Below are 22,516 nucleotides of genomic sequence, written 5' to 3'. Positions count from 1 at the left end.
GCCCATGGCCGCACCACCTCTCCTTACGCTCCAGGACGTCGCGCTCACATTCGGTGGTACGCCGCTGATCGAGCGCGCGGACCTCGCCATCTCGCCCGGTGAACGCACCTGCCTCGTCGGGCGCAACGGGTCGGGCAAGTCGACGCTCATGCGCATCGCTGCCGGCTTCGTCGAGCCGGATCGCGGCGTGCGCTTTCTGCAGCCTGGAACGACGGTTCGGTATCTCGCCCAGGAGCCTGACTTCTCAGGGTACGAGACGACCCTCGACTTCGTCGAGGCTGGGTTGGCGCCGGGCGACGAGCACCACCGGGCTCGCTATCTTCTCGAGAGCCTCGGGCTGACCGGCACCGAGAATCCTGCCCGCCTCTCCGGCGGCGAGGGACGCCGTGCCGCCCTGGCCCAGGCCCTCGCGCCCGAGCCCGACATCCTGCTCCTCGACGAACCGACGAATCATCTCGATCTGCCGGCGATCGAGTGGCTCGAAGGCGAGTTGAAGAGAACCCGCGCGGCCCTCGTGCTGATCAGTCACGATCGTCGCTTTCTCTCCGCGCTCTCGCGCACCACCGTCTGGCTCGATCGCGGCATCACGCGACGGATCGAGCAGGGTTTCTCGACCTTCGAGGCGTGGCGCGACGCGTTCTTCGAGGAGGAGGAACGCGACCGGCACAAGCTGGACCGCAAGATCGCGGCCGAGGAGGATTGGCTTCGCTACGGGGTGACGGCCCGCCGCAAGCGCAATGTTCGGCGCCTTGGCAACCTCCACGACCTGCGCAAGCAGCGACGCGAGGACCGCCGTCCCGTCGGGACCGCGAACATAACCTCGAGCGAGGCGGAAGCCTCCGGCACTCTCGTGGTCGAGGCGTGTGACATCGCGAAATCCTACGGGGACCGCCGCATCGTCGACGACCTGTCGCTGCGAATCATGCGGGGCGATCGCCTCGGCATCGTCGGCGCGAATGGTGCGGGCAAGACGACCCTCATCAATCTCCTGACTGGGGCGCTCGCGCCGGATTCCGGCAGCGTGCAACTCGGGTCCAATTTGAAAATGATGCTGCTCGACCAAGCGCGAGCCGTGCTTGAGCCGAATCAGACCGTGACGGAAGTCCTCACCGGCGGGCGCGGTGACACCGTCACGGTGGGGGGGCAATCCCGCCATGTCATCGGCTATCTCAAGGACTTCCTGTTCGCGCCTGAGCAGGCCCGCACGCCGGTGAGCGTTCTGTCGGGTGGCGAGCGCAATCGCCTCCTCATCGCACGTGCGCTGGCACAGCCCGCCAATCTTCTCGTTCTCGACGAGCCGACGAACGATCTCGATCTTGAGACACTCGACCTGCTGCAGGAAATGCTCGCCGATTATGCCGGCACCCTGATCCTCGTCAGCCACGATCGCGACTTCCTCGATCGTGTCGTCGGCAGCGTCCTGGTGAGCGAAGGGGAAGGGCGCTGGATCGAGTACGCCGGCGGCTACACCGACATGGTCGCGCAACGCGGCGAGGGTGTTCAGGCACGCATGGTGGCGCCGTCCGCGAAGACAGAGCCACGCGAGCGAAATCCGGCGGCCGCTGCCGCTGCGGCAGCCGCGACCCGAGCAAAGCTCGGGTTCAAGGAGCAGCATGAGCTGAAGACGCTTCCGGCACGCATCGAGAAACTTGAGGCTGCGATTGCGCAGCTTCGCGACATTCTGGCGGACGCCACCCTCTATGCACGCGATCCTGCCCGGTTCGAGAAGGCCTCGGCGATGCTGGCCGACGCGGAGACCGGACTCGCTGCGGCCGAAGATCGTTGGCTCGCCCTCGAAATGCTGCGGGAGGCGCAGGGCGCGTAAGGGCCGCACCCCGCTCTTGGGTCGAGTCTATCGCGCACCCGCACGCGGCCTTTATCTGAGATCGAGCCGCGTTTGTGGGCATCGGATTGCGCGCGATCTTGTGAAGACGGCAAAACATGTTCGCTGCGGCGCGAAGCGTTGGATTTGGGCACGATGCTCCAAATTTAAACGTTGCGGGCCTGCAACAGCCTCGTTCAAAGGCGATCTGCAACCGTTGCGGCTCACGAAACCGTGTTGCCCGCTGCGCGCCCCTCGCTCATGGTGACTTGGAGACAGGGAGAAACATCCCGTCTCAAGGTTAGGCCAGTGCCCGTGCGGGGAGGGCCCTACCTCCAAGGGATACAAGGATTGCGGCGACAGGCGCTCTCACGAAGAGGAGCCGATGCCGTGGATAAAGTCCGGTCCCACGGGTCTCGAAACTTTTGGAGGTTTCACAATGAAGCTCGTGAAGAGCCTACTTCTGGGATCGGCGACGGGGCTGACCGTCGTCGCTGGTGCGCAGGCTGCCGATCTCCCCGTCAAGAAGGCCATCCCGGTCGAGTACGTCCGTGTCTGCTCGGCCTACGGCGCAGGCTTCTTCTACATCCCCGGCACCGACACCTGCCTGCGCGTCTCGGGCCGCGCCCGCTTCGAGGCCGGCTACGTCCCGGGCTACAACCGGAACACCACGACCGGGGACACCACGCAATATCGTGGCCTGGCCCGCTTCAACCTCGACGCCCGCACGCAGACCGCCTACGGCACCCTGCGCGCCTTCACGCGTCTTGAGGTGGCGAGCCGGACCGGTCAGCACATGACCTCGGGCACGCAGCAGCGTTATGGCAATGCCTTCCCGGCGCTCGGCCCCGACACGTTCGGTCGCGCTCAGCAATACGTGAACGTCGACAAGGCCTTCGTGCAGTTCGCCGGCCTCACCGCCGGTCGCGCCTCCTCGTTCTTCGACTTCTACGCCCACGACTTCGAGATCATCGCCCTCTCGGGCGGCTCGGACACGCCTTCCACGAACCTGCTCGCCTACACGGCGAAGTTCGGCGAGGGCTGGTCGGCCACGATCTCGATGGAAGACCCGACTTTCCGCTTCCAGCCGATCTTCGCGGGCTACGCGGCGAACACCGCCGGCATCAACAGCGTCGTCAACGTCGCTCCTGGCGGAACCGCTGGAAATTCCGGCTTCAACATCTTCGCGAACGCGACGGCTTTCTCGCCGGTCTTCATCACCAACGCGGCCGGCGTGCCGGTGGCTCTCGCGAACTTCGACGTCACGCAGAAGAACCGCACGCCTGACTTCGTCGGCGCTCTGCGCTACGACGCGGCCTGGGGTTCTTTCCAGCTCTCGGCGGCTGTTCACGAGGTGGGTATCGGTAGCGCCCTGAACCTGACGGGCGTCGGCGGCGGTGCTGCGCCGACAATCGCGAACGTCGCGCGTCCGAGCAATGTCTACGGCTGGGCTGTGCAGGGTGGCGTCAAGCTGAACCTGCCGTTCATCGCTCCGGGCGACACCCTCTACCTGCAGGGCGCCTATGCCGACGGCGCGATGGCCTACTCGGGCTTCAACTCGACGGTGGCCGGCGAACTGATCGCCTCCTCGATCATCCCGATCGTCGGCGGCGTCCAGCCCTACATGTCCGACGCGGTTCTGAACCCGGGCACCGGCCGTCTCGAGACGTCGCAGAGCTGGACGGTCACGGCCTCCTACCTGCACTACTGGTCGCCCGAATGGCGTTCGGCCTTCTTCGGCTCCTACGGTGAGGCCTACCAGCCGCAGGGCGCGCGCACCCAGCTCGCTCGCATCGGCTTCGCTGGGCTCCCGAACATCGGTACGGGGACGGCGACGGCCTTCAACCAGCTCGCCTTCAGCAACATCCTGCGCGACACCAACATTTCCTACGCTGGTGCGAGCTTGATCTGGTCGCCGGTGAAGGACCTCGATATCGGTGCGGAAGGCGCCTACCTGCGCTACGGCCTCAACAATGGCCGCATCGCGGATGGCAATCGCCCGGGCTTCACCGCTGCCGGTGCGACGACAGTTGCTGGCGTTCCTGTCCGGACGGTCTCGTCGACCGACGGCTTCTACGCTCGCTTCCGCGTTCAGCGCGATTTCTGAGGCGTAGGGCCGGCCGCATCGAGCTGGCCCCATATCTCAGATCCGCTCAGCCTCTTCTCAGAGCCCCGGCCCTCTCGCCGGGGCTCTCCTCGTTTTTCCGCATGTCGAAGCCGGACCAAAGAGGCGCCCGGCCTTCAAGATGCCGTGAAGGTGCGCTGAGATCGCGCGGTTCCTGCGGCTTTTCCTGTGTCGGGGCCCGTCGTGCCATCGTTCCGCTTGCAACACCTTGGTCGGCATCGCGCCGGCTGGCTGCTTGGATTGCCCGCCTTGGTCCTGCTCTGGGGCGCAACGGTCCACTGGGGGGAGCCGCGCTTCGAGAATTCCCTCGCCGCGGCCGCTGATCGGGTCGTGGAGACGACCGGAGCCATTGGATCGGAGCCTTGGCTGCGGGTGGAGGCGCGGGGACGCGACCTCATCGCCAAGGGCGAGGCACCGGCCGCAGACATGCGCGACAGCGCGCTCGAACGACTCACCGAGATCTCGGGCGTGCGCCGCGTAGTGTCGGGAATCGGGATCGTGCAGGAGGCATCGCCCTTCGCCTGGACTGCGACCCGGGCAGAGCAAGATCGGATCGCTCTCACGGGGAGCCGGCCGGTCGAGATCGGGCGCGCGTCGCTGGCCGGCAGCCTCAAGGCGGACCTTCCGGATACCTTGATCCTTACGGACGAGGCCAAGGCTGCCCGGGGGGCACCGCCGGACTTCCTGGCTGCCGCGAGCTACGCCGTCGCGCGCCTGCGCCAACTCGCCCGCGGCGCGGTCGCGACCGTGAAGGACACGACCCTCTCATTCGAGGGCGAGGCCGTCGGCGTCGCGGAATACGATGCCTTGCGCACCGCCTTCGCCAACCCGCCGCAAGGCTACAGCATCGGGCATGTCGACATCCTGCCCCCGGTCGTCTCGGACTTTCGCTTCGCGGTTGAGCGTGCGAGCGCGGGCGGCCTCGTGCTGACGGGCTACGTCTCGTCGGAAGCCGAGCGCGTGCGGATGCGGGACCTCGCGGCGGATACGGCCAATGGCACCTTCGTGGACGATCGCCTGCAGACTGCGCGCGGCCTTCCTGCCGGCCTCGACGGGCCCGCTCTGATCCGCCTTGCCTTCGCGGTCACGGCACTCCTGCAGGAGGGAGCCGTTCGCTTCGAGACGGATGCGCTCAGTGTGTCCGGCAACGCGCTCGACGCGCAGGCGGTCGGTGAGATCGAGGCACTGATCCGGGATCAGAGGCCGACGGGCGTTACCGCGGGTCGGGTCAGCCTGCATGTCCTGCCGCTCACCTCCTATCGCCTCACGATTCGACGCGAAGCGGAAAGCGTCACGATCACGGGTCATTTGCCGGATGTTGCCGCGCGCGAGCGCCTCCTCGCCGCCCTGCGGCCCCGATTCTTCCGCGAACGCATTGTCGACAAGACCCGGCTCGCCCAGGGCGCACCTGATGGTCTCGTCCGTGCCCTGGAGGTTGCGATGCCGAGCCTCGCCACCCTTGCATCGGGGGAACTGGCTGTGAACAATCGCAATCTCGGGCTGACGGGCGAGAGCCTCTACACCGAAAGTGCCCGCCGCATCGCCGCGACGCTTCCGCAGATCATGCCGTCGGGCTGGACCGCGCAGGCCAATGTTCAAGCCCGAAATCCCACCGAGCACCGCGCGGCCGAGACCTGCCGGTCCCAGTTCGCGTCGGATGCGGCCACGCCGCGCCTGCGGTTTGAACCGGGCAGCAGTGCCTTGCGGCCGGAATTCTACCCGGTTCTGGATGATCTTGCGGCCCTGGCAAAGGCCTGTCCCGATCTGCGCATCACGGTCACGGGGCATGTCGACCCGGCGCCGCCCCCGAACGCGCCGAAGCCGGCGGCCGCGGAGGCAAAGCCTCCAGAGCCCGCGCCCATGACGAACGCCGCACTTCCGCCCGCAGGCAAGGCGAAGGAGCAGCCGAAATCGGCGAAGAATCCCGGAAAGGATCAGGCCAAGACGGCCGGCAAATCGACCAAGCCCGCGAACGCCGCTAAGTCCGAGGATCAGCCGAAGGACGAGGAGCCGCCACCGGATCTGCCGCGGCTCCGTGCCCTGGTCATCGTCGAGTACCTGCTCCAGGCAGGCATGGCGCCGGATCAGATCACGGCCGTCGCGCCTGAGCCGACGGCCGCGCGGCGTTTCGACGTGAGCTTCGCCCTTCGCTGAGGGTTAGGGCTCGGGTGGGTTGCGCGAGCCTTGAATGAGCCAAAGCCCGGTTCCAGTCCTGCGCTGCGGCTCGCCACCAGCGTCCTGCGCTTGCCTCCATCCGGAGATCACGTCAGGACAGCTGGCCGCCACCCTATCCCAGATCGAGGGCTGCGCCCCGTTCCCGCCAAGTCGAGGTTTTATCCGTGATCGCGCTGCTGTCGGCCCTCTGGCCGGGCCTTGCCGGAGCGTTCGTGCTCGGCCTCGCCGTCGGCGGCCTGACCGGCTTTCCGAAGCGCCGCGCCATTCCGCTCGGACTCCTGGGCGTGGCCGTCCTGCTTGCCGTGATGGCGCAATCCGGCTTCCTGACCGGAGATGCCGGCCTGTCGGTCGAGACCGCGGCCGTGATGCTTCCAGCCTATCTGGGTGGCTGCCTGGGCGGTGCCTTCCTGTCGAGCCTCCGGCAAGGCAGCGCCGAGAAGTCTCGCGGCTGACCCCTACTGCCGGGCGCCCCGATGCAGGTCGCCCTCGATCAGGAGCGCGCTCTTGCCGTCTAGCCGGCTGCGGTAGACCTGCAGATTCTCCATCACCCGCTGCACGTAGTTGCGGGTCTCCGTGAAGGGAATCCGTTCGACCCAATCGACAGGATCCACCTGGCCCTTGCGTGGATCGCCGTAGGCATCGATCCATTTCTTCACATTGCCGCCGCCCGCATTGTAGGAGGCGAAGGCCAGGATGTAGGAGCCGCGCCAATCCTCCATCAACTCGCCGAGATGGGCTTGGCCGAGGCGGGCATTGTAGGCCGGATCGCTGGTGAGACGGTCCTGATCATAGGCGGCGGCGACCCGGCGCGCCGTCCGCTGGGCGGTGGCTGGCATCATCTGCATCAGCCCCCGCGCGCCGACGCCGGACTGTGCCCGCGGATCGAACTGGCTCTCCTGGCGCGCGATGGCGAACACCATTGCCTTCTCCACGAGCGGCACCGCCGAGAATGCCTCGTAGCTCGGGATCCCGATTGTCGGGTAGGCATGGGCATCGAGGGGGAGGCCGCGCTGCACGGCGAGCTTGCCGATGGCCACGAGGGCACGCGCGTCCTTCATCTCGACCGCGAGATCGCCGAGCGCCTGCAAATCGCTCGGGTCCGTCAGCTTCTGCGCCGTGTCGATGTAGAGCGGGAGCGCCAATTCCTTGAGCGACGCCGCGCCGAGGAGACGCAGGGCCCGGATGCAGAGCCGATCCTCGAAGGCTGTCCGCGCCGCAGAATCGTGGTCGCTCGGGGCCCGGAGGGGCAGGCTGGTCTGGCCGAGCTTCGCCCGGGCGAGCTGCCCGTAATAGGCGATCGGCTGCAAAGCCGCCTTCTCGTAGAACGCCCTGGCCTGGGCAGGTTCCTGTTGCGCCTCGGCGGCGCGGCCCTGCCAATAGGCTGTCCGGGCCAGCGAGATCGGTGTTTCCGCGATACGGGCGGCCTGCGCGAAGTGGCGCGCCGCCGTCGCAGGATCGTTGCCGAAGCGCAGCGCGATCCAGCCCGCATGAAACTCAGCCTCGATCCGCTTCTCCACCGTGCGGGCGCTGTGCCCGCTGGCCACGCTGTAGGCGGTCTTGGCGTCACCGAGATCGAGGAGCTTGCGGGCCACGATCCGGCGCTCGACCCACCATTCGTCACCGTCGACCAGCACGTCGGGATTGGTCGGCGCCGTGGCGAGCACGGCCGCGGCCTCCGCAGGCTTGTCGGCCCGGCGCAGATACTGCGCCCGCGACAGGATGAAGGACGCGTCGTTGCGCAGAGAGGGCGGAACGGCGTTCAGGGCGGCCGGTGCGCCTGAACTCTTGTCCTCGACGGCCCGGCGTGCCCGCACGAGGCTCGCGTAGGATCCGCCCGCATAGCCTGCAGCTCGGCCCGCAGCCTCCCAATCTTCCTTCAGGAGGGCGCGCTCCATGCGGTAACGGTGGTCGACCCGCGTGAGCACGCCCGGAAAGGCATCCAGCACCTTCGCTTCCAGCGATCGGCCGAATGTTTCCTCGCGCCACATTTCACGCACGAGGATAGCCGCGTCCGCATCGAGGGAATCGGCCTTGAAGGCGAGGGCAAGGGCGAACTTGCCGGGGGCGCTCGCGGGTCTTGCCGTCGCGAAGAAGGCGCGCGTCGCCGCCGGGCTCTTGCGCTCGGAGAGCAGCGACTCCTCCGCCCGGCGCCGCAGCAGGGGACCGGCCGGCCAGGCGGGATGGGCGCGGGTGAAGGAGACCGTGCGCTCGAATCCGATGCCCGCCCCGGCACGGATCGCCGTCCATTCCAGCAGGGTGCGGGTCGCGGGATCCGTGAAGCCGTCGCGCAGGCGGTCGCCCTCCGCCACCTTGCCCTTGCGGTAGGAATCGATCGCCTGCCGCAGAAGCGTGACGTCGGTGTCGCCGCTCCGCGCCGCGCGGTTCGGATCCGGCACCTCCGGCACTGGCGCTGCCGGCGTGAGGCCGGCATCCGGCAGCGGGAAGGCGATCGGCGTATCGGGATCGGCCGAGGCATAGGCTGCCGCGGCGGCCGGGATTGCCTTGTCGGCGTCCGACGCCTTCGGCTCGATCTTCAGGGCGTCGGCGGCGGCGGCGTCGAGGGGCGGCTGCGCGTCCTGGATCTGGCTCGACGGCGCAACGGCGTCGCTCGCGGGCGGCGTCGGCTGGGACGCCGCCTCGCCACCGTCGGAGCCGGCTCGGGCCGCCAGCACGGTGAGGGCGACGCTGGCGGTCAGAGCGAAGGCAAGGGACGTGAGGCGCGAGCGTGTGAGAGAGGCCATGGCTCCGATCAGTCCCCGACGCGAGCGGACGAAGCACATGCTCGCCCCGGTCCTCTAAAGAAGTCATTAACTGCGTTCGCAGAGCGTTTGCGCGGGCGTGTCGGAAGGCCTATGTCTGCGCCGCCGCATGAGGCGGGAGGCCGGGTATCCGGCGCAGGAAACGACCGGCCGGGAACGCCAGGATGACCGCTACCAATGCCCGACGCCTGAAGGGCTCCATGACTGCGCTCGCGACGCCGTTCCGGGAGGGGGCCTTCGACGAAGTTGCTTGCCGCGCCTTCGTGAGCTGGCAGATCGCGCAGGGCACCCACGGCCTCGTGCCCGTGGGAACCACCGGCGAGACCCCGACCCTGAGCCATGCCGAGCATGATCGCGTGGTCGAGGCCTGCATCGACGAGGCGGCCGGCCGCGTGCCCGTCGTGGCCGGCGCGGGCTCCAATTCGACCGCGGAAGCCGTCGAGCGCGCGCGTCATGCGGAGAAGGCCGGGGCGGACGCGGTCCTCATCGTCACGCCCTACTACAACAAGCCGACGCAGGCGGGGATGTACGCCCACTTCAAGGCCGTCAACGACGCCATCGGTATCCCGATCATCATCTACAACATCCCGGGCCGCTCCGTGGTCGACATGAGTGTCGACACCATGAAGCGCCTGTTCGAGCTCAAGAACATCGCCGGCGTGAAGGATGCCACGGCCAAGCTCGACCGAGTCAGCCTGCAGCGCCAAGCCATGGGCGAAGATTTCGTCCAGCTTTCTGGCGAAGATGCGACGGCGATCGGCTTCAATGCCCATGGCGGCTGTGGATGCATCTCCGTGGTGTCGAATGTGGCCCCGCGCCTCTGCGCCGATCTGCAGGAGGCGACGCTCGCTGGTGATTATGCCAAGGCCTTGCAGATTCAGGACAAGTTGCTGCCGTTGCACACCAGCCTGTTCCTCGAGACGAACCCGTCGCCGGTGAAGTATGCGCTGGCGAAGCTCGGCCACATGGCGGAGGATGTACGCCTTCCACTCTTGCCGGTGGGCGAGGACACGCGCCGCATCGTCGATGCCGCGCTTCGTCATGCTGGTCTTCTCGAGGTCTGAGACGCTCGAACCTCGCTGACCGCGCATCGACGCCCCATATAAACGCGCTCGGCCACACGATGCGGCCGACCTGACCCTGCGATGAGATGGCTCCGAAACCCGATCCCGCCCGCCGCGTCGTCGCCGACAATCGCGCCGCTCGCTTTCATTACGCGATCTTGGAGACCCTTGAAGCCGGCATCTCGCTCACCGGCACCGAGGTGAAATCCCTGCGCAACGGCAAGGCAACGATCGGTGAGGCTTATGCGGGGCCTTCCGGTACCGACTTGATGCTGTTCAACGCCTACATCCCGGAATACCTGGAGGCGAACCGCTTCAATCACGACACCAAGAGGCCGCGCCGACTGCTCCTGCATCGCCGTCAAATCGACAAGCTCATCGGCGCGACGCAGCGTCAGGGCTATACGGTGGTTCCGCTGAAGATCTACTTCAACGATCAGGGACGCGCGAAGGTTGAGCTCGGCCTCGGCAAGGGCAAGCAGCTCCACGATAAGCGCGAGACCTCGAAGCAGCGCGACTGGGAGCGCGATCGCGCCCGCCTGTTGCGCGACCGGGGCTGATCCTCCCGCAACGCGCGGCGGCAGTGACCTTTCGCGTCGGGATGGCTCCCTGGAACTGCCGTCGCCGATCGACGATGGCGCATGTCGCTGTCTTGTTCGATAATGGCCGCCGGACGAATTTGAGTTTGCGTCCGAGCGGCCTTGCCGTCACGCCGCGGGTTCGCAGGCGCGTTGGCGCTTATTCCTCGACCGGTTCCTCGCCTGCGGCACCCTGCCGGATGCCGTAGCGGGTCTCGAGGCCGGGATTGCCGCGACCGGAGCGGTCTCCGAAATCCCGCGGCGCGCGGCCATTCTCGCTCGACGGACGCGCCGACCGCTCTCCGGGATCGCGGCCGACCTTGGCGATCAGGTGCACGAGATCCAAGAACTCATCGGCCTGCCGGCGGAGATCGTCGGCGATCATCGCGGGCTGGGTCTGGATCGTCGACACGACCGTAACCTTGACGCCGCGCCGCTGCATGGCCTCGACGAGGGAGCGAAAATCGCCGTCGCCCGAGAACAGCACCATGTGCTCGATATAGGGAGCGAGTTCGAGCGCATCGATCGCGAGCTCGATGTCCATGTTGCCCTTGAACTTGCGGCGTCCCATCGAATCCGTGAACTCCTTCACGGGCTTGGTGACGACGCGATAGCCGTTATAGTCGAGCCAGTCGATCAACGGCCGGATCGAAGAATATTCCTGGTCCTCAATCATAGCCGTATAGTAGAAGGCGCGGATCAGATTGTCTCGGCTCTGAAATTCCTTCAGCAAGCGCTTGTAGTCGATGTCGAATCCGAGCGCCTTGGTGGTCGCGTAAAGATTCGCCCCATCAATGAAGAGGGCGCTGCGCTGCAATGTGCTCATGGCACGATCCGTTCATGAACGAGGGCAATCAAGAGACGAATGCCGGCACCACACCAGCTCGGTGCCTTGGCGGGTTATTGTCGTATCGCCGGACGCTGACCTTCGAAAAAATGCGGCTCTCGCCCTGTGCGTTGAACACCCAAGTGAAAAATTTTCGCATCAAGGAAAAATGCGGCCCGCGCATCCGAAAATCTTCTTCGCACCAGCAAAAGTGCGTAGATCAGCGCGAAACAGCTTTGAAAGCCGGGAGGCTTTCTGTCAAGCGATAGTGTCGGGAAATGCGTCTCGGCTACGCGGAATACGCTGTTGCGCCCACGCAAAGGTGTAAATCCAAGGTAAAAAACACTAGGCGAATCTGGGTCCATGACCGTGAAAGACACGGTCAAACGCCATCACTCGATGCCCGTCAGGCTTTCCGCTGGGCCCGGCTGCCGGGCTTGACGGCCGGGAGAGCGGCGAGTTCCGGCGGCAGCGCATCGGCCGGGTAGGCTGGGATATCCAGGGTGACGAGCGACAGGAGCGGTCGTCCGATCTCGCCGCGTCCACCGGACCGATCGATGAGGCAGGCGGCGCCCACGATCTCTCCGGACTCTCCCTGCAGAGAAGCCAAGCATTCGCGGGCCGACAATCCGGTCGTGACGATATCCTCGACGATGATGGCGCGCGTGCCGCTCGGGATGCTGAAGCCACGCCGCAGCGTGAACGGACCGCCAGGATCGCGTTCGACGAAGATGGCCCGCGCCCCGAGATGGCGGGCCGTCTCGTATCCGGGAACGATTCCGCCGATCGCGGGCGATACCACGATGTCGATCGCACCGAACCGCGCTTGAATCGCCTCGGCCAGGGCTCGGCACAGGCGGTCGGTCCGCGGCGGCTCGGAGAAGATGGCCATCTTCTGCAGGAATACGCCGGAATGCAGCCCCGAGCTCAAGATGAAATGCCCTTCGAGCAAGGCCCCGGCGTCGCGGAACTCTTCGAGCACCTGCTCTGGGGTCATGGCGTCTGGGCTCCGCGGCGGGTGATGAGGCGGCACGCTTGTGACAGCGGCGGTCCGATCAGGCAAGCGAGACGGGGCGCTTACCCGTTGACGCGATCGACGCGACTGACCGCGCGCTTGCCGCGCAGTTCCGCGACGATCGCGTTGAGGTGCTTCAGATCCCAGACCGAGAGGTCGATGACGATGTCGGTGAAGTCCTGGGTCCGCCGCTTCATCGACAGGTTGTCGATGTTGCCGTCGTGATCGGCGATGACTTGGGCGATCTGGGCGAGGACGCCGGGCTCGTTGATCGATTGCAGGGCGATACGGGCGGGAAAGCGCTCGCTCGATCCCGCCTCCACATCCCAGCGAACGTCGAGCCAGCGTGCCGGCTCGTTGTCGAAGGCGGCCAGGGCAGCCGATTGGATCGGGTAGATCGTCACGCCGACCCCCGGCGTCAGGATGCCGACGATACGGTCTCCGGGCACCGCGCCGCCATTCGGCGCGAAGCTGACCGGAAGGTCGCCGGCGAGACCGCGGATCGGGATCGCGTCGGTCTGGCCGAGATCGCCGGTCCCATCCGGGAAGGTCAGACGCATGGTCTGATCCTTCGAGCGCGTCAGCCGACCCGCGCCATTCGCCGGCGGCTGCGCGACGGGCGCCGCTCCGGCGCGGCGCTCATCCTTGTAATCGGGGTAGACCGCCTTCACGACATCCCCCGAGAACATCTCGCCACGGCCGACCGCGGCGAAGACATCCTCGGTCGAGCCGCGGGCGAGGCGGGGCAGGGCGCCGCGGAGCTTGTCCTCGGAGAAGCTCTTGCCAGCCCGCTCGAAGGCGCGGTCGAGGATCTGACGGCCGAGGCCCGCATATTGCCGCCGGACCGCGGAGCGCGTCGCGCGTCGGATCGCGGCCCGCGCCTTCCCGGTGACGACGAGGGATTCCCAGGCCGCCGGCGGTGAGGCCCCGTCGGAGCGGGCGATCTCGACCTCGTCGCCGTTCGCGAGCTCGTGCAGCAGCGGCGCCATGCGGCCGTTGATCTTGGCGCCCACCGCCGTGTTGCCGACATCCGTGTGGACCGCATAGGCGAAGTCGATCGGCGTCGCGCCCCGCGGGAGAGCGATCAGGCGGCCCTTCGGGGTGAAGCAGAACACCTGATCCTGGAACAGTTCGAGCTTTGTATGTTCGAGGAACTCCTCCGGGCTGTCGCCCTCGGCCAGGAGCTCGATGGTCCGGCGCAGCCATTGGTAGGCGCCGCTCTCGGTCGCAAGGCGGGGATGGATGCCGCCGTCGTCCTTGCCGCTGGCTTCCTTGTAATGGGCATGCGCCGCGATGCCGTACTCGGCGATCTCGTCCATGGCCGCCGTGCGGATCTGCAACTCCACCCGCTGGCTCTTCGGGCCGATCACGGTCGTGTGGATGGAGCGGTAATCGTTCTGTTTCGGGGTCGAGATGTAGTCCTTGTAGCGGCCCGGGACCATCGGCCAGCTGGTATGGACGACCCCGAGCGCGCCGTAGCAATCGGCGAGGGTCTCGACCACGACCCGGAAGCCGAAGATGTCGGAGAGCTGCTCGAAGGCGACCGATTTGCGCTCCATCTTCGACCAGATTGAGTAGGGCCGCTTCTGCCGTCCGGTCACGGAGGCCGCGATACCGCGCGCGGCGAGCTTGGCGGTGAGATCCTGCTCGATGCTCTCGACGAGGCGCTCGGATTTCGTCGAAAGATCGCTGAGGCGCTGCGTGATCGTCGCGTAGATCTCGGGCTTGAGATTGCGGAAGGCGAGATCTTCCAACTCGTCGCGCAACTCCTGCATACCCATGCGGCCGGCCAGCGGCGCGTAGATGTCGAGGGTCTCCTCCGCGATCCTCACCCGCTTCTCGGGCGGCATGTGGTGCAGGGTCCGCATGTTGTGCAGGCGGTCGGCGAGCTTGACCAGCAGCACCCGCACATCCGCCGCCACGGCGAGCAGGAGCTTGCGGAAATTCTCGCCCTGCGCCGCCCGTTTCGAGACGAGGTCGAGCCGCTTCAGCTTGGTCAGGCCGTCGACGAGGGCGCCGATCTCGGGGCTGAAGATCTCCCGGATCTCGTCCAAGGTCGCGGCGGTGTCCTCGACGGTGTCGTGCAGCACCGCTGCCACGATGGTGGCGTCGTCGAGCCGGAGATCGGTGAGGATCGCGGCGACTTCGAGGGGATGGGCGAAGAAGGGATCGCCAGAGGCCCGCTTCTGCGTGCCGTGGGCTCGCATGGCGTAGACGTAGGCGCGGTTGAGCAAGGCCTCGTTCGCGGCGGGATTGTAGCGCTTGACTCGCTCCACGAGTTCATACTGGCGCATCATCCGCCGGCGGACCCTTCCCAAGGCTGTGGTGTTCGGGCGTTCCCGGTCGAACTGTCCCGCATTGCACGCGGACGCGCCAGACCTGACGGCGTCGCAGCATCGGTTTTCGCGACAGGAGTGCCCGCCAAGACGCGAAAACCCGGCCGTGGGGCCGGGTTCGTGCGGGGGCGGTGGTGGGCTCGCGGATCGCTCGCGCGAGCGGGCGGCTCAGTCGCCCTCGTCGTCGGTCTCGACCGGGGGCGCGAGGTTCTCGAGGCCGCGCAGGAGGTCTTCCTCGCTCATGCGGTCGAATTGCACGGCGCCGTCGTCGCTCGAGGATTGGGGCGCGACGGCGGCGGCGGCCGGCGAGGAGGAGAGCAGCGGCACCGTCTCGGCCTCGGGCTCGTCGACCTCGACGTATTTCTGCATCGAGTGGATGAGCTGTTCCTTGAGGTCGTCGGCCGTGATGGTCTCGTCGCCGATCTCCCGGAGGGCGACGACGGGGTTCTTGTCGCGGTCGCGGTCGAGGGTCAGGGGTGCGCCGGCGGCGAGGAGGCGGGCGCGGTGGCTCGCCAGCAGGACGAGCTCGAAGCGGTTCTCGACCTTGTCGATGCAGTCTTCAACGGTGACGCGAGCCATGGGCGGCGGCTCCTTCCTGAACCTGAAATGCCGGATTTTCGATGATGAACCGGCGTCTTACACCGGATGACGCCCTGCAACAAGCCGAGGCCGCCCGGCGTTCGGGGTTGTGCGATGCATTGTTGACACAGGGCGCCCGGCGGTGCGACTGCGCCGCGCTTCCCCAGGACCGAAGCGGAACAAATCATGAGCGATTCACTCATTTTCCCCGGCCAGGGCAGTCAGGTCGTCGGCATGGGCCGTGCCCTCGCCGAGGCCCACCCGCAAGCCCGCGCGGTGTTCGAGGAGGTCGATGCCGCGCTCGGCCAGAACCTGTCGCGGCTGATGTTCGAGGGGCCGGGCGAGGAGCTGACCCTGACGGCGAATGCCCAGCCGGCCCTGATGGCCGCGAGCCTCGCGGTGTTCCGGGTGCTCGAGGCCGAGCGCGGCCTCGATCTCGCGGGGGGCGTGCAGTGCGTCGCCGGCCACTCGCTCGGCGAGTATTCGGCCCTGGCCGCCGCCGGCACCGTCTCGATCACCGACGCGGCCAAGCTCCTGCGCATCCGCGGCGAGGCAATGCAGCGGGCGGTGGCACCGGGCGCCGGCGCCATGGCGGCCCTGATCGGGGCCGAGCCGGCGCAAGCCGCCGAGATCGCCGCCGAGATCGCCGCCGAGGCGGCCGGGGCCGAGATCTGCGACGTCGCCAACGACAATGGCGGCGGCCAGGTGGTGCTGTCGGGCGACAGGGCGGCGGTGGAGCGGGCGGTCGCGATCGCGCAGGGGCGCGGCATCAAGCGCGCCGTGATGCTCAACGTCTCGGCCCCCTTCCATTGCCGGCTGATGCAGCCCGCCGCCGAGGCGATGCGGGCGGCCCTGGCCGAGGTGGCGCTGAACGCCCCCGTGGTCCCGGTCTACGCCAATGTCACGGCGGCGCCGGTGACGAGCCCGGAGGCGATTCGCGACGCCCTGGTGCGGCAGGTCACCGGCACGGTGCGCTGGCGCGAGAGCGTCACGGCGATGGCAGGGGCCGGCGTCACCCGCTTCCTCGAACTCGGGGCCGGCAAGGTCCTGACCGGCCTCGTCAAGCGCATCGCCCCGCAGGCGACGGGGGCCGCCATCGGCACGCCCGACGACGTCGCCGCCTTCTCCAGAGCCTGAATCCGGAAGGACGTTCCATGTTCGATCTCACCGGCCGCAAGGCCCTCGTCACCGGCGCCACCGGCGGCCTCGGCGGCGCCATCGCGCGGGCGCTCCACCGCCAGGGCGCCACCGTGGCGCTCTCGGGCACCCGCCAGGAGGCCCTGGAGGCGCTGGCGCAGGATCTCGGCGGCGAGCGGGTCCATGTCAGCCCGACGAACCTCGCGGACGCCGCCGCGGTCGAGGCCCTGGTGCCGGCGGCCGAGGCAGCGATGGGCGGGCTCGACATCCTGGTCAACAATGCCGGCATCACCCGCGACAACCTCTTCATGCGGATGAAGGACGACGAGTGGGACGCCGTCATCGCGGTGAACCTCACGGCGGCCTTCCGGCTCTCGCGCGCGGCCGTGAAGGGCATGATGCGCCGGCGCCACGGGCGCATCGTCAATATCGGCTCGGTGGTGGGCGCCACCGGCAATCCCGGCCAGGGCAATTACGCGGCCGCCAAGGCCGGGCTCGTCGGCATGACCAAGGCGCTCGCCGCCGAGGTCGCCTCGCGCAACATCACGGTCAACTGCATCGCCCCGGGCTTCATCGCCTCGCCGATGACGGACGAGCTCAACGAAAAGCAGCGCGAGGGCATCCTCGGCCGCGTCCCGATGGGGCGGCTCGGCAGCGGCGACGAGGTCGCGGCCGCCACCATCTACCTCGCCTCGCAGGAGGCGGCCTACGTCACCGGCCACACGCTCCACGTGAATGGCGGCATGGCGATGTTCTGAGGCGGGGCGGGGGCCGCGCAGCCCGCGACGGTTGCACCGCCCCCTCCCTGGCAATCGGTGGAAAATGCCCGGAAAACCACAGGGATGAACGGTTCGTGAACCGGCTCTCGCCAGCGCCGGAACCCTGTGTTAACACCCCGGCAGCCGTGCAAGGGGGGTTGACGGTTCAGCGGGTTGCAAGTCCAAGACGACACGCGATCGGAGACCGGCCGCTTCCAATGTTCAGGGCCCGGCAGCGGCCGAAGCGGCCACGGCGCCATTCACCATCACGACTGACACACGAGGACCAACAACGATGAGCGATATCGCTGAGCGCGTGAAGAAGATCGTCGTCGAGCACCTGGGCGTCGAGCCCGAGAAGGTGGTCGAGGGCGCGAACTTCATCGACGATCTCGGCGCCGACAGCCTCGACACCGTCGAGCTCGTGATGGCGTTCGAGGAGGAGTTCAACGTCGAGATCCCCGACGACGCGGCCGAGACGATCCAGACGGTCGGCGACGCGGTGAAGTTCCTCGAGAAGAACTCCGCTTAAAACTTTTTCGACGGCGCGGACGGGGCCGAAACGCCCCGCGCGCCGTTTATGGTCAGACGAAAACGGTTTCGGGAATTCACGATGCGTCGGGTCGTCGTCACGGGTCTGGGTATGGTCACGCCGCTGGGCAGCGGGGTCGAGCACACCTGGAGCCGCCTGATCGCGGGAGATAGCGGTGCCTCGAAGGTCACGGCCTTCGAGACCGAGGATCTGGCCTGCCGCATCGCCTGCTCGATCCCGCTCGGCGACGGCAGCGAGGGCACCTTCAACCCCGACCGGTGGATGGAGCCCAAGGAGCAGCGCAAGGTCGATCCCTTCATCGTCTACGCGATGGCGGCGGCCGGCGAGGCCCTGGAGGATGCCGGCTGGGCGCCGAAGACCGACGCGGACCAGCACGCCACCGGCGTGCTGATCGGCTCCGGCATCGGCGGCATCGGGGGCATCTACGACGCCTCCGTGACGTTGCACGAGAAGGGGCCGCGCCGGATCTCGCCCTTCTTCATCCCCGGCCGCATCATCAACCTCGCCTCCGGCCAAGTCTCGATCGCGCATGGGCTGAAGGGCCCGAACCACGCGGTGGTCACCGCCTGCTCCACCGGCGCGCACGCTATCGGCGACGCCGCCCGGCTGATCATGCTGGGCGATGCCGACGTGATGGTGGCGGGCGGGGCCGAATCACCGGTGAACCGCCTCGCGCTCGCGGGCTTCGCCGCCTGCCGCGCCCTCTCGACCGGCTTCAACGCCGAGCCGACCCGGGCCTCCCGCCCCTATGACAAGGCGCGCGACGGCTTCGTCATGGGCGAGGGCGCCGGCATCGTGGTGCTGGAAGAATACGAGCACGCCAAGGCCCGCGGCGCCAAGATCTACGCGGAGGTGGTCGGCTACGGCCTCTCGGGCGACGCCTACCACATCACCTCGCCCTCGCCGGACGGCGACGGCGCCTATCGCTGCATGAGCGCCGCCGTGAAGCGCGCCGGCATCGACCCCTCCGAGATCGACTACATCAACGCCCACGGCACCTCGACCCCGATGGGCGACGAGCTGGAGCTGAAGGCCGTCGAGCGCGTCCTCGGCCCCGCCGCCGCCAAGGCCTCGATGTCCTCCACCAAGTCGGCCATCGGCCATCTGCTGGGCGCTGCCGGCTCCGTCGAGGCGATCTTCTCGGTGCTCGCCATCCGGGACGGCGTCCTGCCCCCGACCCTCAACCTCGACAATCCCAGCGTCGAGACCGCCATCGACCTCGTGCCGCACGAGGCGAAGCGCAAGCGGGTCGACGTGGTGCTGTCGAATTCGTTTGGGTTTGGCGGGACGAACGCGTCGCTAGTGATGCGGCGAGTTTGACGATCACGCGTCTCAAATGGATAATTAGCAGTTAATCAACAACTTAAGGCTGATCATCTTTAGTGATGATCAGCCTGAATTTTTTCAATACTTTTCAGCGGTACCGTGCGCTAATTTCCAAGCTAGGCCTTACTTGAACCGCTCAGTGTTTCGGTTCTTTCAGACTCCTTTGCCGAAATTTCTATGATGGGAGCGCTCGCAACATAATCTCGCTGCGCTGCGACAAACAAATTCACCCATCTCTTGATGGATTTTTTATAATCTTTTAAATATTGTGAATCGCTATTGATCAAAACGACAGCACTCTTGTCGTTCTCATGGTTCATAGCGATTCCTCCTCCGACACCGTCTTGGTAACAAAGCTTTAACGAAGGGTAAAGGGACCCGTTCCGAGATGGCCGAACTTATCAAAAGAATTGTTGAGCCTGAGTTATTTTTTGGAATAGTCGCGCCAATAGGCGCGGATGTCGAGATCACGATTAAAAATCTTTCGGATAGTCTAAAGGATTTCGGATATAGAGTTGTTGTAATTAAGATTACTGACATATTTAAGAAATTACACGAAAAATTGAAGCTTGCCGATAAACTTCATGAGGAGCCTCTCGAGCGCCGATACAAGTCATATATTGATTTTGGAGATAAGCTGAGAAAGCATTTCGCGGACGATACGCTGCTAGCTCAAATAGCGATCGCGCAAATCGGAGATGCCAGGGCGCAATTATTTCCGCCCGAGAATGAAGAGGTGCCGCATAAGGTGGCGTATATAGTAAGGCAATTTAAGCGCAAAGAAGAAGTTGACTTATTTCGTATTGTGTACGGGAAGCTGTTCTTTCAAATCTCCGTCTATTCCCAAAGAAGTATAAGAGTTGAAAATCTTGCAAGAAAAATAGCAAATTCTCACAATTTAGCTGACCCAAATCGCTATAGAGATGCCGCTGAGAACTTGGTAAAAATAGATGAAAAAGAAATCGATAATGACCATGGTCAACGTGTCGGTGACATATTTCATGAGGCCGATTTTATAGTAAGTGCTGACGTCCCAAGCTACACGCCTAAAGCTCAAATATTACGGTTTATCGATCTTCTGTTTGGTTGTAACTCGATTTCGCCAACAAAGATCGAATATGGCATGTATATCGCCAGTCTGCTTCTTTAAGAACGATCGACCTGTCGAGACAGGTGGGGGCTGCGATATTTAGTGAGGAAGGAGAGGTTATATCGCTTGGCACCAATGAGGTTCCTAAAGCTGGCGACGGAACATACTGGACGAATGATGTTCACGATGACCGCGATTATAAAAGGGGTAAAGATTCGAACGACAAGCGCAAGAAAAAAATCTTATACGAGCTCATGCGTGCTTTCGACGAAAACGTTAAAATAGAAGAATTATTGAATATTACAAGAATAAAAAAATCCCAATTCATGGATGCGTTGGAGTACGGACGAATAATTCACGCTGAGATGTCAGCAATCTGCGATGGCGCCCGTACTGGACGGCTACTAAAGAATTCAATTCTTTATTGCACAACTTTTCCATGTCATATGTGCGCGAAGCATATTGTTGCTGCTGGTGTCTCAGAAGTGATTTTTCTTGAGCCATATCCCAAAAGTCTCGCTTCCGAACTGCATGGTGATGCAATCGAAATAGAAGGGCAGCCTCGAGGTATTTACAGTTCTTATCCCAAAACACTGTTTCGGCATTTTTACGGCGTTTCTCCGAAACGATATCGAGATCTATTCGAGAAGCACAAAAGAAAAGACGAAAACGGACAATTCTTACTTTGGGGCGAGGGTTCTAAGGCCCCTATCATTGATATACGAGTTCATCCGCAGCATTTTCATTTCGAGCCAATAGTTGTTAAGGAAACACTAGAAGTTCAGCTAGACAAATTTAGTATTCCTATCGAAATCGTCAAAATCGATCAGCTAGATCTTCGCTAAATCTTTCGTTGGGGTCGCCGCACAGCTACCACCCCCGCCGCTCCTGCTCCCCCGGCACGCGCCCATGCGGCGTCAATTGCGAAATCACCTCCGGCAGGACCTGCGCGAGCTGGGAGAGCAGCGCGTTGCGGTCGAGGCCGGTCTGGTGCTCCAGGGTGTCGAGAGTGTCGGGGCCGAGGGCGTCGGCGAGCTGGTTCGGCTGGACCGGGCGGTTCTGGCCGTGGCCGATCCAGGATTCGACGAGGTCGCCGAGGCCGCCGCGCTGGAAGCGCTCGATCAGGCCGTCGAGGCCGCCGAGATCGCCGCCCCCTGCCGGACCCCAGCCGCCGGCTTCGCCGCCACCTTGGCCGCCAATTCGGCCGCTATCCTGGGGCTCCCGGTCGAGATGGGCGTAGGGGCCGGCGCCGGGATCGCGGCCTGAGGCGCCGCCGTCGCCGGGGCCGTCGAGCATGCCGGAAAGGTCGCCGTAATCGCCGGGGGGCAGGGGCGCATCGCGGCGCCCGCCCTCGGGATCGTAGCCGCCGGGCTGGCCGAAGCCGCCGAGATCGCCGTGATCGCGTCCATAGGGGCCGGCCCCGCCGGAGCGGTCATCCTCCGGGCCGGGCTCGCGCGCGCCGCCGCCGGCGCGCCCGAAGATGTCGCCGAAGCCGCCGCTCGCGCCCTTGGCCAGCAGCAGCATCAGCAGGGCCTTCACCAGGGGCGACATTCCGGCGGAGGACCCGCCGGAGGAGGGGGCGCCGCGCCCGCCGCCGAAGACCTGGCCGAGAACGCCGCCGATGACCGAATCGAGGAGACCCATGATGCGCACTCCGTTGCCGGCCCCGTCGCCGCGCGGCGTCAACGGCCGAGCCCGGCACCGGGTTGCGCCGGAGGACGGGTCCTACTCGCCCGGCGCGCGCTGGTTCCTGGGCAGATGGTCGAGGGGGTTGGTGACGTTGCGCTTGGCGCCCCTGTCCGAGGCGACCACCGCGGTGGTGTTCCGGATGGCGCTCGGCGGCGCCACGTCGCCGGTGGGGCGGTTCGCCGCCGCGTTCCCCCGCAGCGTCGGCGTGCCGGACGGGAGGGTGCCGGCACTCGGCTGATCGTTCGGGTTGGCGGCCGATTGCGCCACGGCCGGCTCGCCCATCGGGGCGACCAGGATCGCGGCGGCGCCCGAGACCGCGAGGGCGCCGAGGAACAGGGCGGTGGCGGCGCCGCCGGCGCGGGGACGCAGGGGCGAGGCTTTCGGTATCCGGGCCTGGGGCATGACGGGGTCTCCCGATCGTCGCGAGAAGTGGGCGAGCCGCGCGGCTCTTCTGCCGGAGCTAAGACCGGATCGGGCTCCGGGTTCCGTCAGGCGCCGCCCGCGCGGCCCCAGCCCTGCCCGGAGGGCCGCGGCGCCCGCTAGAGCTGTTCCCGATCGCGGTGCGACGGGACCGTCGGCCGCGGCCGTGCCGAAGCGGGCGCGGATCCCCTCTCCCGTGCGGGAGAGGGACAGGGTGAGGGTCGAGACCTTTCAGAACGAGGTGCGCCCGATCGGCGCCCAGCC

The 22,516-nt window shown here is 65.9% G+C and carries 21 protein-coding genes; 13 read left to right on the top strand and 8 right to left on the bottom strand.

Features of this window, described 5'->3' with window-relative positions; all coding sequences use genetic code 11:
• The first annotated feature begins 4 nt into the window (after positions 1 to 4).
• The 4 genes from F6X53_RS02985 (at position 5) to F6X53_RS02970 (ending at position 6,574) form a co-directional block, all read left to right on the top strand.
• Entirely contained in the window at positions 5 to 1,825 is a 1,821-nt protein-coding gene (locus F6X53_RS02985; protein ID WP_150997072.1) for an ATP-binding cassette domain-containing protein, read from the top strand.
• 436 nt (positions 1,826 to 2,261) lie between these two features.
• Positions 2,262 to 3,929, top strand: a complete 1,668-nt coding sequence (locus F6X53_RS02980) for a porin (protein ID WP_150997070.1) — start codon at positions 2,262 to 2,264, stop codon at positions 3,927 to 3,929.
• Positions 3,930 to 4,196: 267 nt separating this feature from the next.
• Positions 4,197 to 6,101, top strand: a complete 1,905-nt coding sequence (locus F6X53_RS02975) for an OmpA family protein (RefSeq protein WP_238298070.1) — start codon at positions 4,197 to 4,199, stop codon at positions 6,099 to 6,101.
• A 185-nt stretch (positions 6,102 to 6,286) separates the two neighbouring features.
• A complete protein-coding gene (locus F6X53_RS02970; RefSeq protein ID WP_150997066.1) occupies positions 6,287 to 6,574 on the top strand; it encodes a hypothetical protein in 288 nt (95 codons plus the stop codon).
• Between the two features lie 3 nt (positions 6,575 to 6,577).
• Here the strand turns inward: F6X53_RS02970 and F6X53_RS02965 are convergent, their stop codons facing one another.
• Entirely contained in the window at positions 6,578 to 8,863 is a 2,286-nt protein-coding gene (locus F6X53_RS02965; RefSeq protein WP_150997064.1) for a lytic transglycosylase domain-containing protein, read from the bottom strand.
• A gap of 182 nt (positions 8,864 to 9,045) precedes the next feature.
• Here F6X53_RS02965 and dapA point away from each other — a divergent pair, with 182 nt between their 5' ends.
• Both dapA and smpB read left to right on the top strand, forming a co-directional pair.
• Positions 9,046 to 9,945, top strand: a complete 900-nt coding sequence (gene dapA, locus F6X53_RS02960) for a 4-hydroxy-tetrahydrodipicolinate synthase (protein ID WP_150997062.1) — start codon at positions 9,046 to 9,048, stop codon at positions 9,943 to 9,945.
• A gap of 86 nt (positions 9,946 to 10,031) precedes the next feature.
• A complete protein-coding gene (gene smpB / locus F6X53_RS02955) occupies positions 10,032 to 10,505 on the top strand; it encodes an SsrA-binding protein SmpB (RefSeq protein WP_150997060.1) in 474 nt (157 codons plus the stop codon).
• Between the two features lie 178 nt (positions 10,506 to 10,683).
• On the opposite strand, the gene F6X53_RS02950 is transcribed toward smpB, so the two are convergent.
• The gene (locus F6X53_RS02950) at positions 10,684 to 11,349 is read right to left on the bottom strand and encodes a LabA-like NYN domain-containing protein (protein ID WP_150997058.1); all 666 of its coding nucleotides are present in this window, start codon (positions 11,347 to 11,349) and stop codon (positions 10,684 to 10,686) included.
• A gap of 14 nt (positions 11,350 to 11,363) precedes the next feature.
• Here F6X53_RS02950 and F6X53_RS02945 point away from each other — a divergent pair, with 14 nt between their 5' ends.
• Positions 11,364 to 11,618, top strand: a complete 255-nt coding sequence (locus tag F6X53_RS02945) for a hypothetical protein (protein WP_150997056.1) — start codon at positions 11,364 to 11,366, stop codon at positions 11,616 to 11,618.
• 137 nt (positions 11,619 to 11,755) lie between these two features.
• Here the strand turns inward: F6X53_RS02945 and pyrE are convergent, their stop codons facing one another.
• The 3 genes from pyrE to rpoZ form a co-directional block, all read right to left on the bottom strand.
• Positions 11,756 to 12,346 carry an orotate phosphoribosyltransferase gene (pyrE, locus tag F6X53_RS02940; protein WP_150997054.1) on the bottom strand — a complete coding sequence of 197 codons (591 nt, stop codon included), beginning with the start codon at positions 12,344 to 12,346 and terminating at the stop codon, positions 11,756 to 11,758.
• Between the two features lie 80 nt (positions 12,347 to 12,426).
• Entirely contained in the window at positions 12,427 to 14,661 is a 2,235-nt protein-coding gene (locus tag F6X53_RS02935; protein ID WP_150997051.1) for a RelA/SpoT family protein, read from the bottom strand.
• A 207-nt stretch (positions 14,662 to 14,868) separates the two neighbouring features.
• The gene (gene rpoZ / locus F6X53_RS02930) at positions 14,869 to 15,279 is read right to left on the bottom strand and encodes a DNA-directed RNA polymerase subunit omega (protein WP_150997049.1); all 411 of its coding nucleotides are present in this window, start codon (positions 15,277 to 15,279) and stop codon (positions 14,869 to 14,871) included.
• A gap of 186 nt (positions 15,280 to 15,465) precedes the next feature.
• Here rpoZ and fabD point away from each other — a divergent pair, with 186 nt between their 5' ends.
• The 4 genes from fabD (at position 15,466) to fabF (ending at position 19,047) form a co-directional block, all read left to right on the top strand.
• A complete protein-coding gene (gene fabD / locus F6X53_RS02925) occupies positions 15,466 to 16,416 on the top strand; it encodes an ACP S-malonyltransferase (protein ID WP_150997047.1) in 951 nt (316 codons plus the stop codon).
• A 17-nt stretch (positions 16,417 to 16,433) separates the two neighbouring features.
• Positions 16,434 to 17,174 carry a 3-oxoacyl-[acyl-carrier-protein] reductase gene (fabG, locus tag F6X53_RS02920; protein ID WP_150997045.1) on the top strand — a complete coding sequence of 247 codons (741 nt, stop codon included), beginning with the start codon at positions 16,434 to 16,436 and terminating at the stop codon, positions 17,172 to 17,174.
• A gap of 295 nt (positions 17,175 to 17,469) precedes the next feature.
• The gene (locus F6X53_RS02915; RefSeq protein WP_018044468.1) at positions 17,470 to 17,706 is read left to right on the top strand and encodes an acyl carrier protein; all 237 of its coding nucleotides are present in this window, start codon (positions 17,470 to 17,472) and stop codon (positions 17,704 to 17,706) included.
• Positions 17,707 to 17,787: 81 nt separating this feature from the next.
• Positions 17,788 to 19,047 (top strand): beta-ketoacyl-ACP synthase II, encoded by a 1,260-nt coding sequence (fabF, locus tag F6X53_RS02910; RefSeq protein ID WP_150997043.1) that lies wholly within the window; start codon positions 17,788 to 17,790, stop codon positions 19,045 to 19,047.
• 122 nt (positions 19,048 to 19,169) lie between these two features.
• On the opposite strand, the gene F6X53_RS02905 is transcribed toward fabF, so the two are convergent.
• Positions 19,170 to 19,373, bottom strand: a complete 204-nt coding sequence (locus F6X53_RS02905; protein ID WP_150997041.1) for a hypothetical protein — start codon at positions 19,371 to 19,373, stop codon at positions 19,170 to 19,172.
• Between the two features lie 68 nt (positions 19,374 to 19,441).
• Here F6X53_RS02905 and F6X53_RS02900 point away from each other — a divergent pair, with 68 nt between their 5' ends.
• The gene (locus F6X53_RS02900) at positions 19,442 to 20,203 is read left to right on the top strand and encodes a hypothetical protein (protein ID WP_150997039.1); all 762 of its coding nucleotides are present in this window, start codon (positions 19,442 to 19,444) and stop codon (positions 20,201 to 20,203) included.
• 23 nt (positions 20,204 to 20,226) lie between these two features.
• On the top strand, positions 20,227 to 20,988 hold the full coding sequence (locus F6X53_RS02895) for a deaminase (protein WP_191970668.1): 762 nt from the start codon (positions 20,227 to 20,229) through the stop codon (positions 20,986 to 20,988).
• A 25-nt stretch (positions 20,989 to 21,013) separates the two neighbouring features.
• Here F6X53_RS02895 and F6X53_RS02890 read toward each other — a convergent pair whose 3' ends face one another.
• Both F6X53_RS02890 and F6X53_RS02885 read right to left on the bottom strand, forming a co-directional pair.
• A complete protein-coding gene (locus F6X53_RS02890) occupies positions 21,014 to 21,787 on the bottom strand; it encodes a YidB family protein (protein ID WP_150997035.1) in 774 nt (257 codons plus the stop codon).
• An 81-nt stretch (positions 21,788 to 21,868) separates the two neighbouring features.
• Positions 21,869 to 22,234, bottom strand: a complete 366-nt coding sequence (locus F6X53_RS02885) for a hypothetical protein (RefSeq protein WP_244965511.1) — start codon at positions 22,232 to 22,234, stop codon at positions 21,869 to 21,871.
• Positions 22,235 to 22,516 lie beyond the last annotated feature (282 nt).

The organism is Methylobacterium soli, assembly GCF_008806385.1.
GTDB classification, from domain to species: Bacteria; Pseudomonadota; Alphaproteobacteria; order Rhizobiales; family Beijerinckiaceae; genus Methylobacterium; species Methylobacterium soli.
The sequence above is the reverse complement of the archived record's forward strand: the minus strand, read 5'-3'. Positions and strand labels throughout refer to the sequence as shown.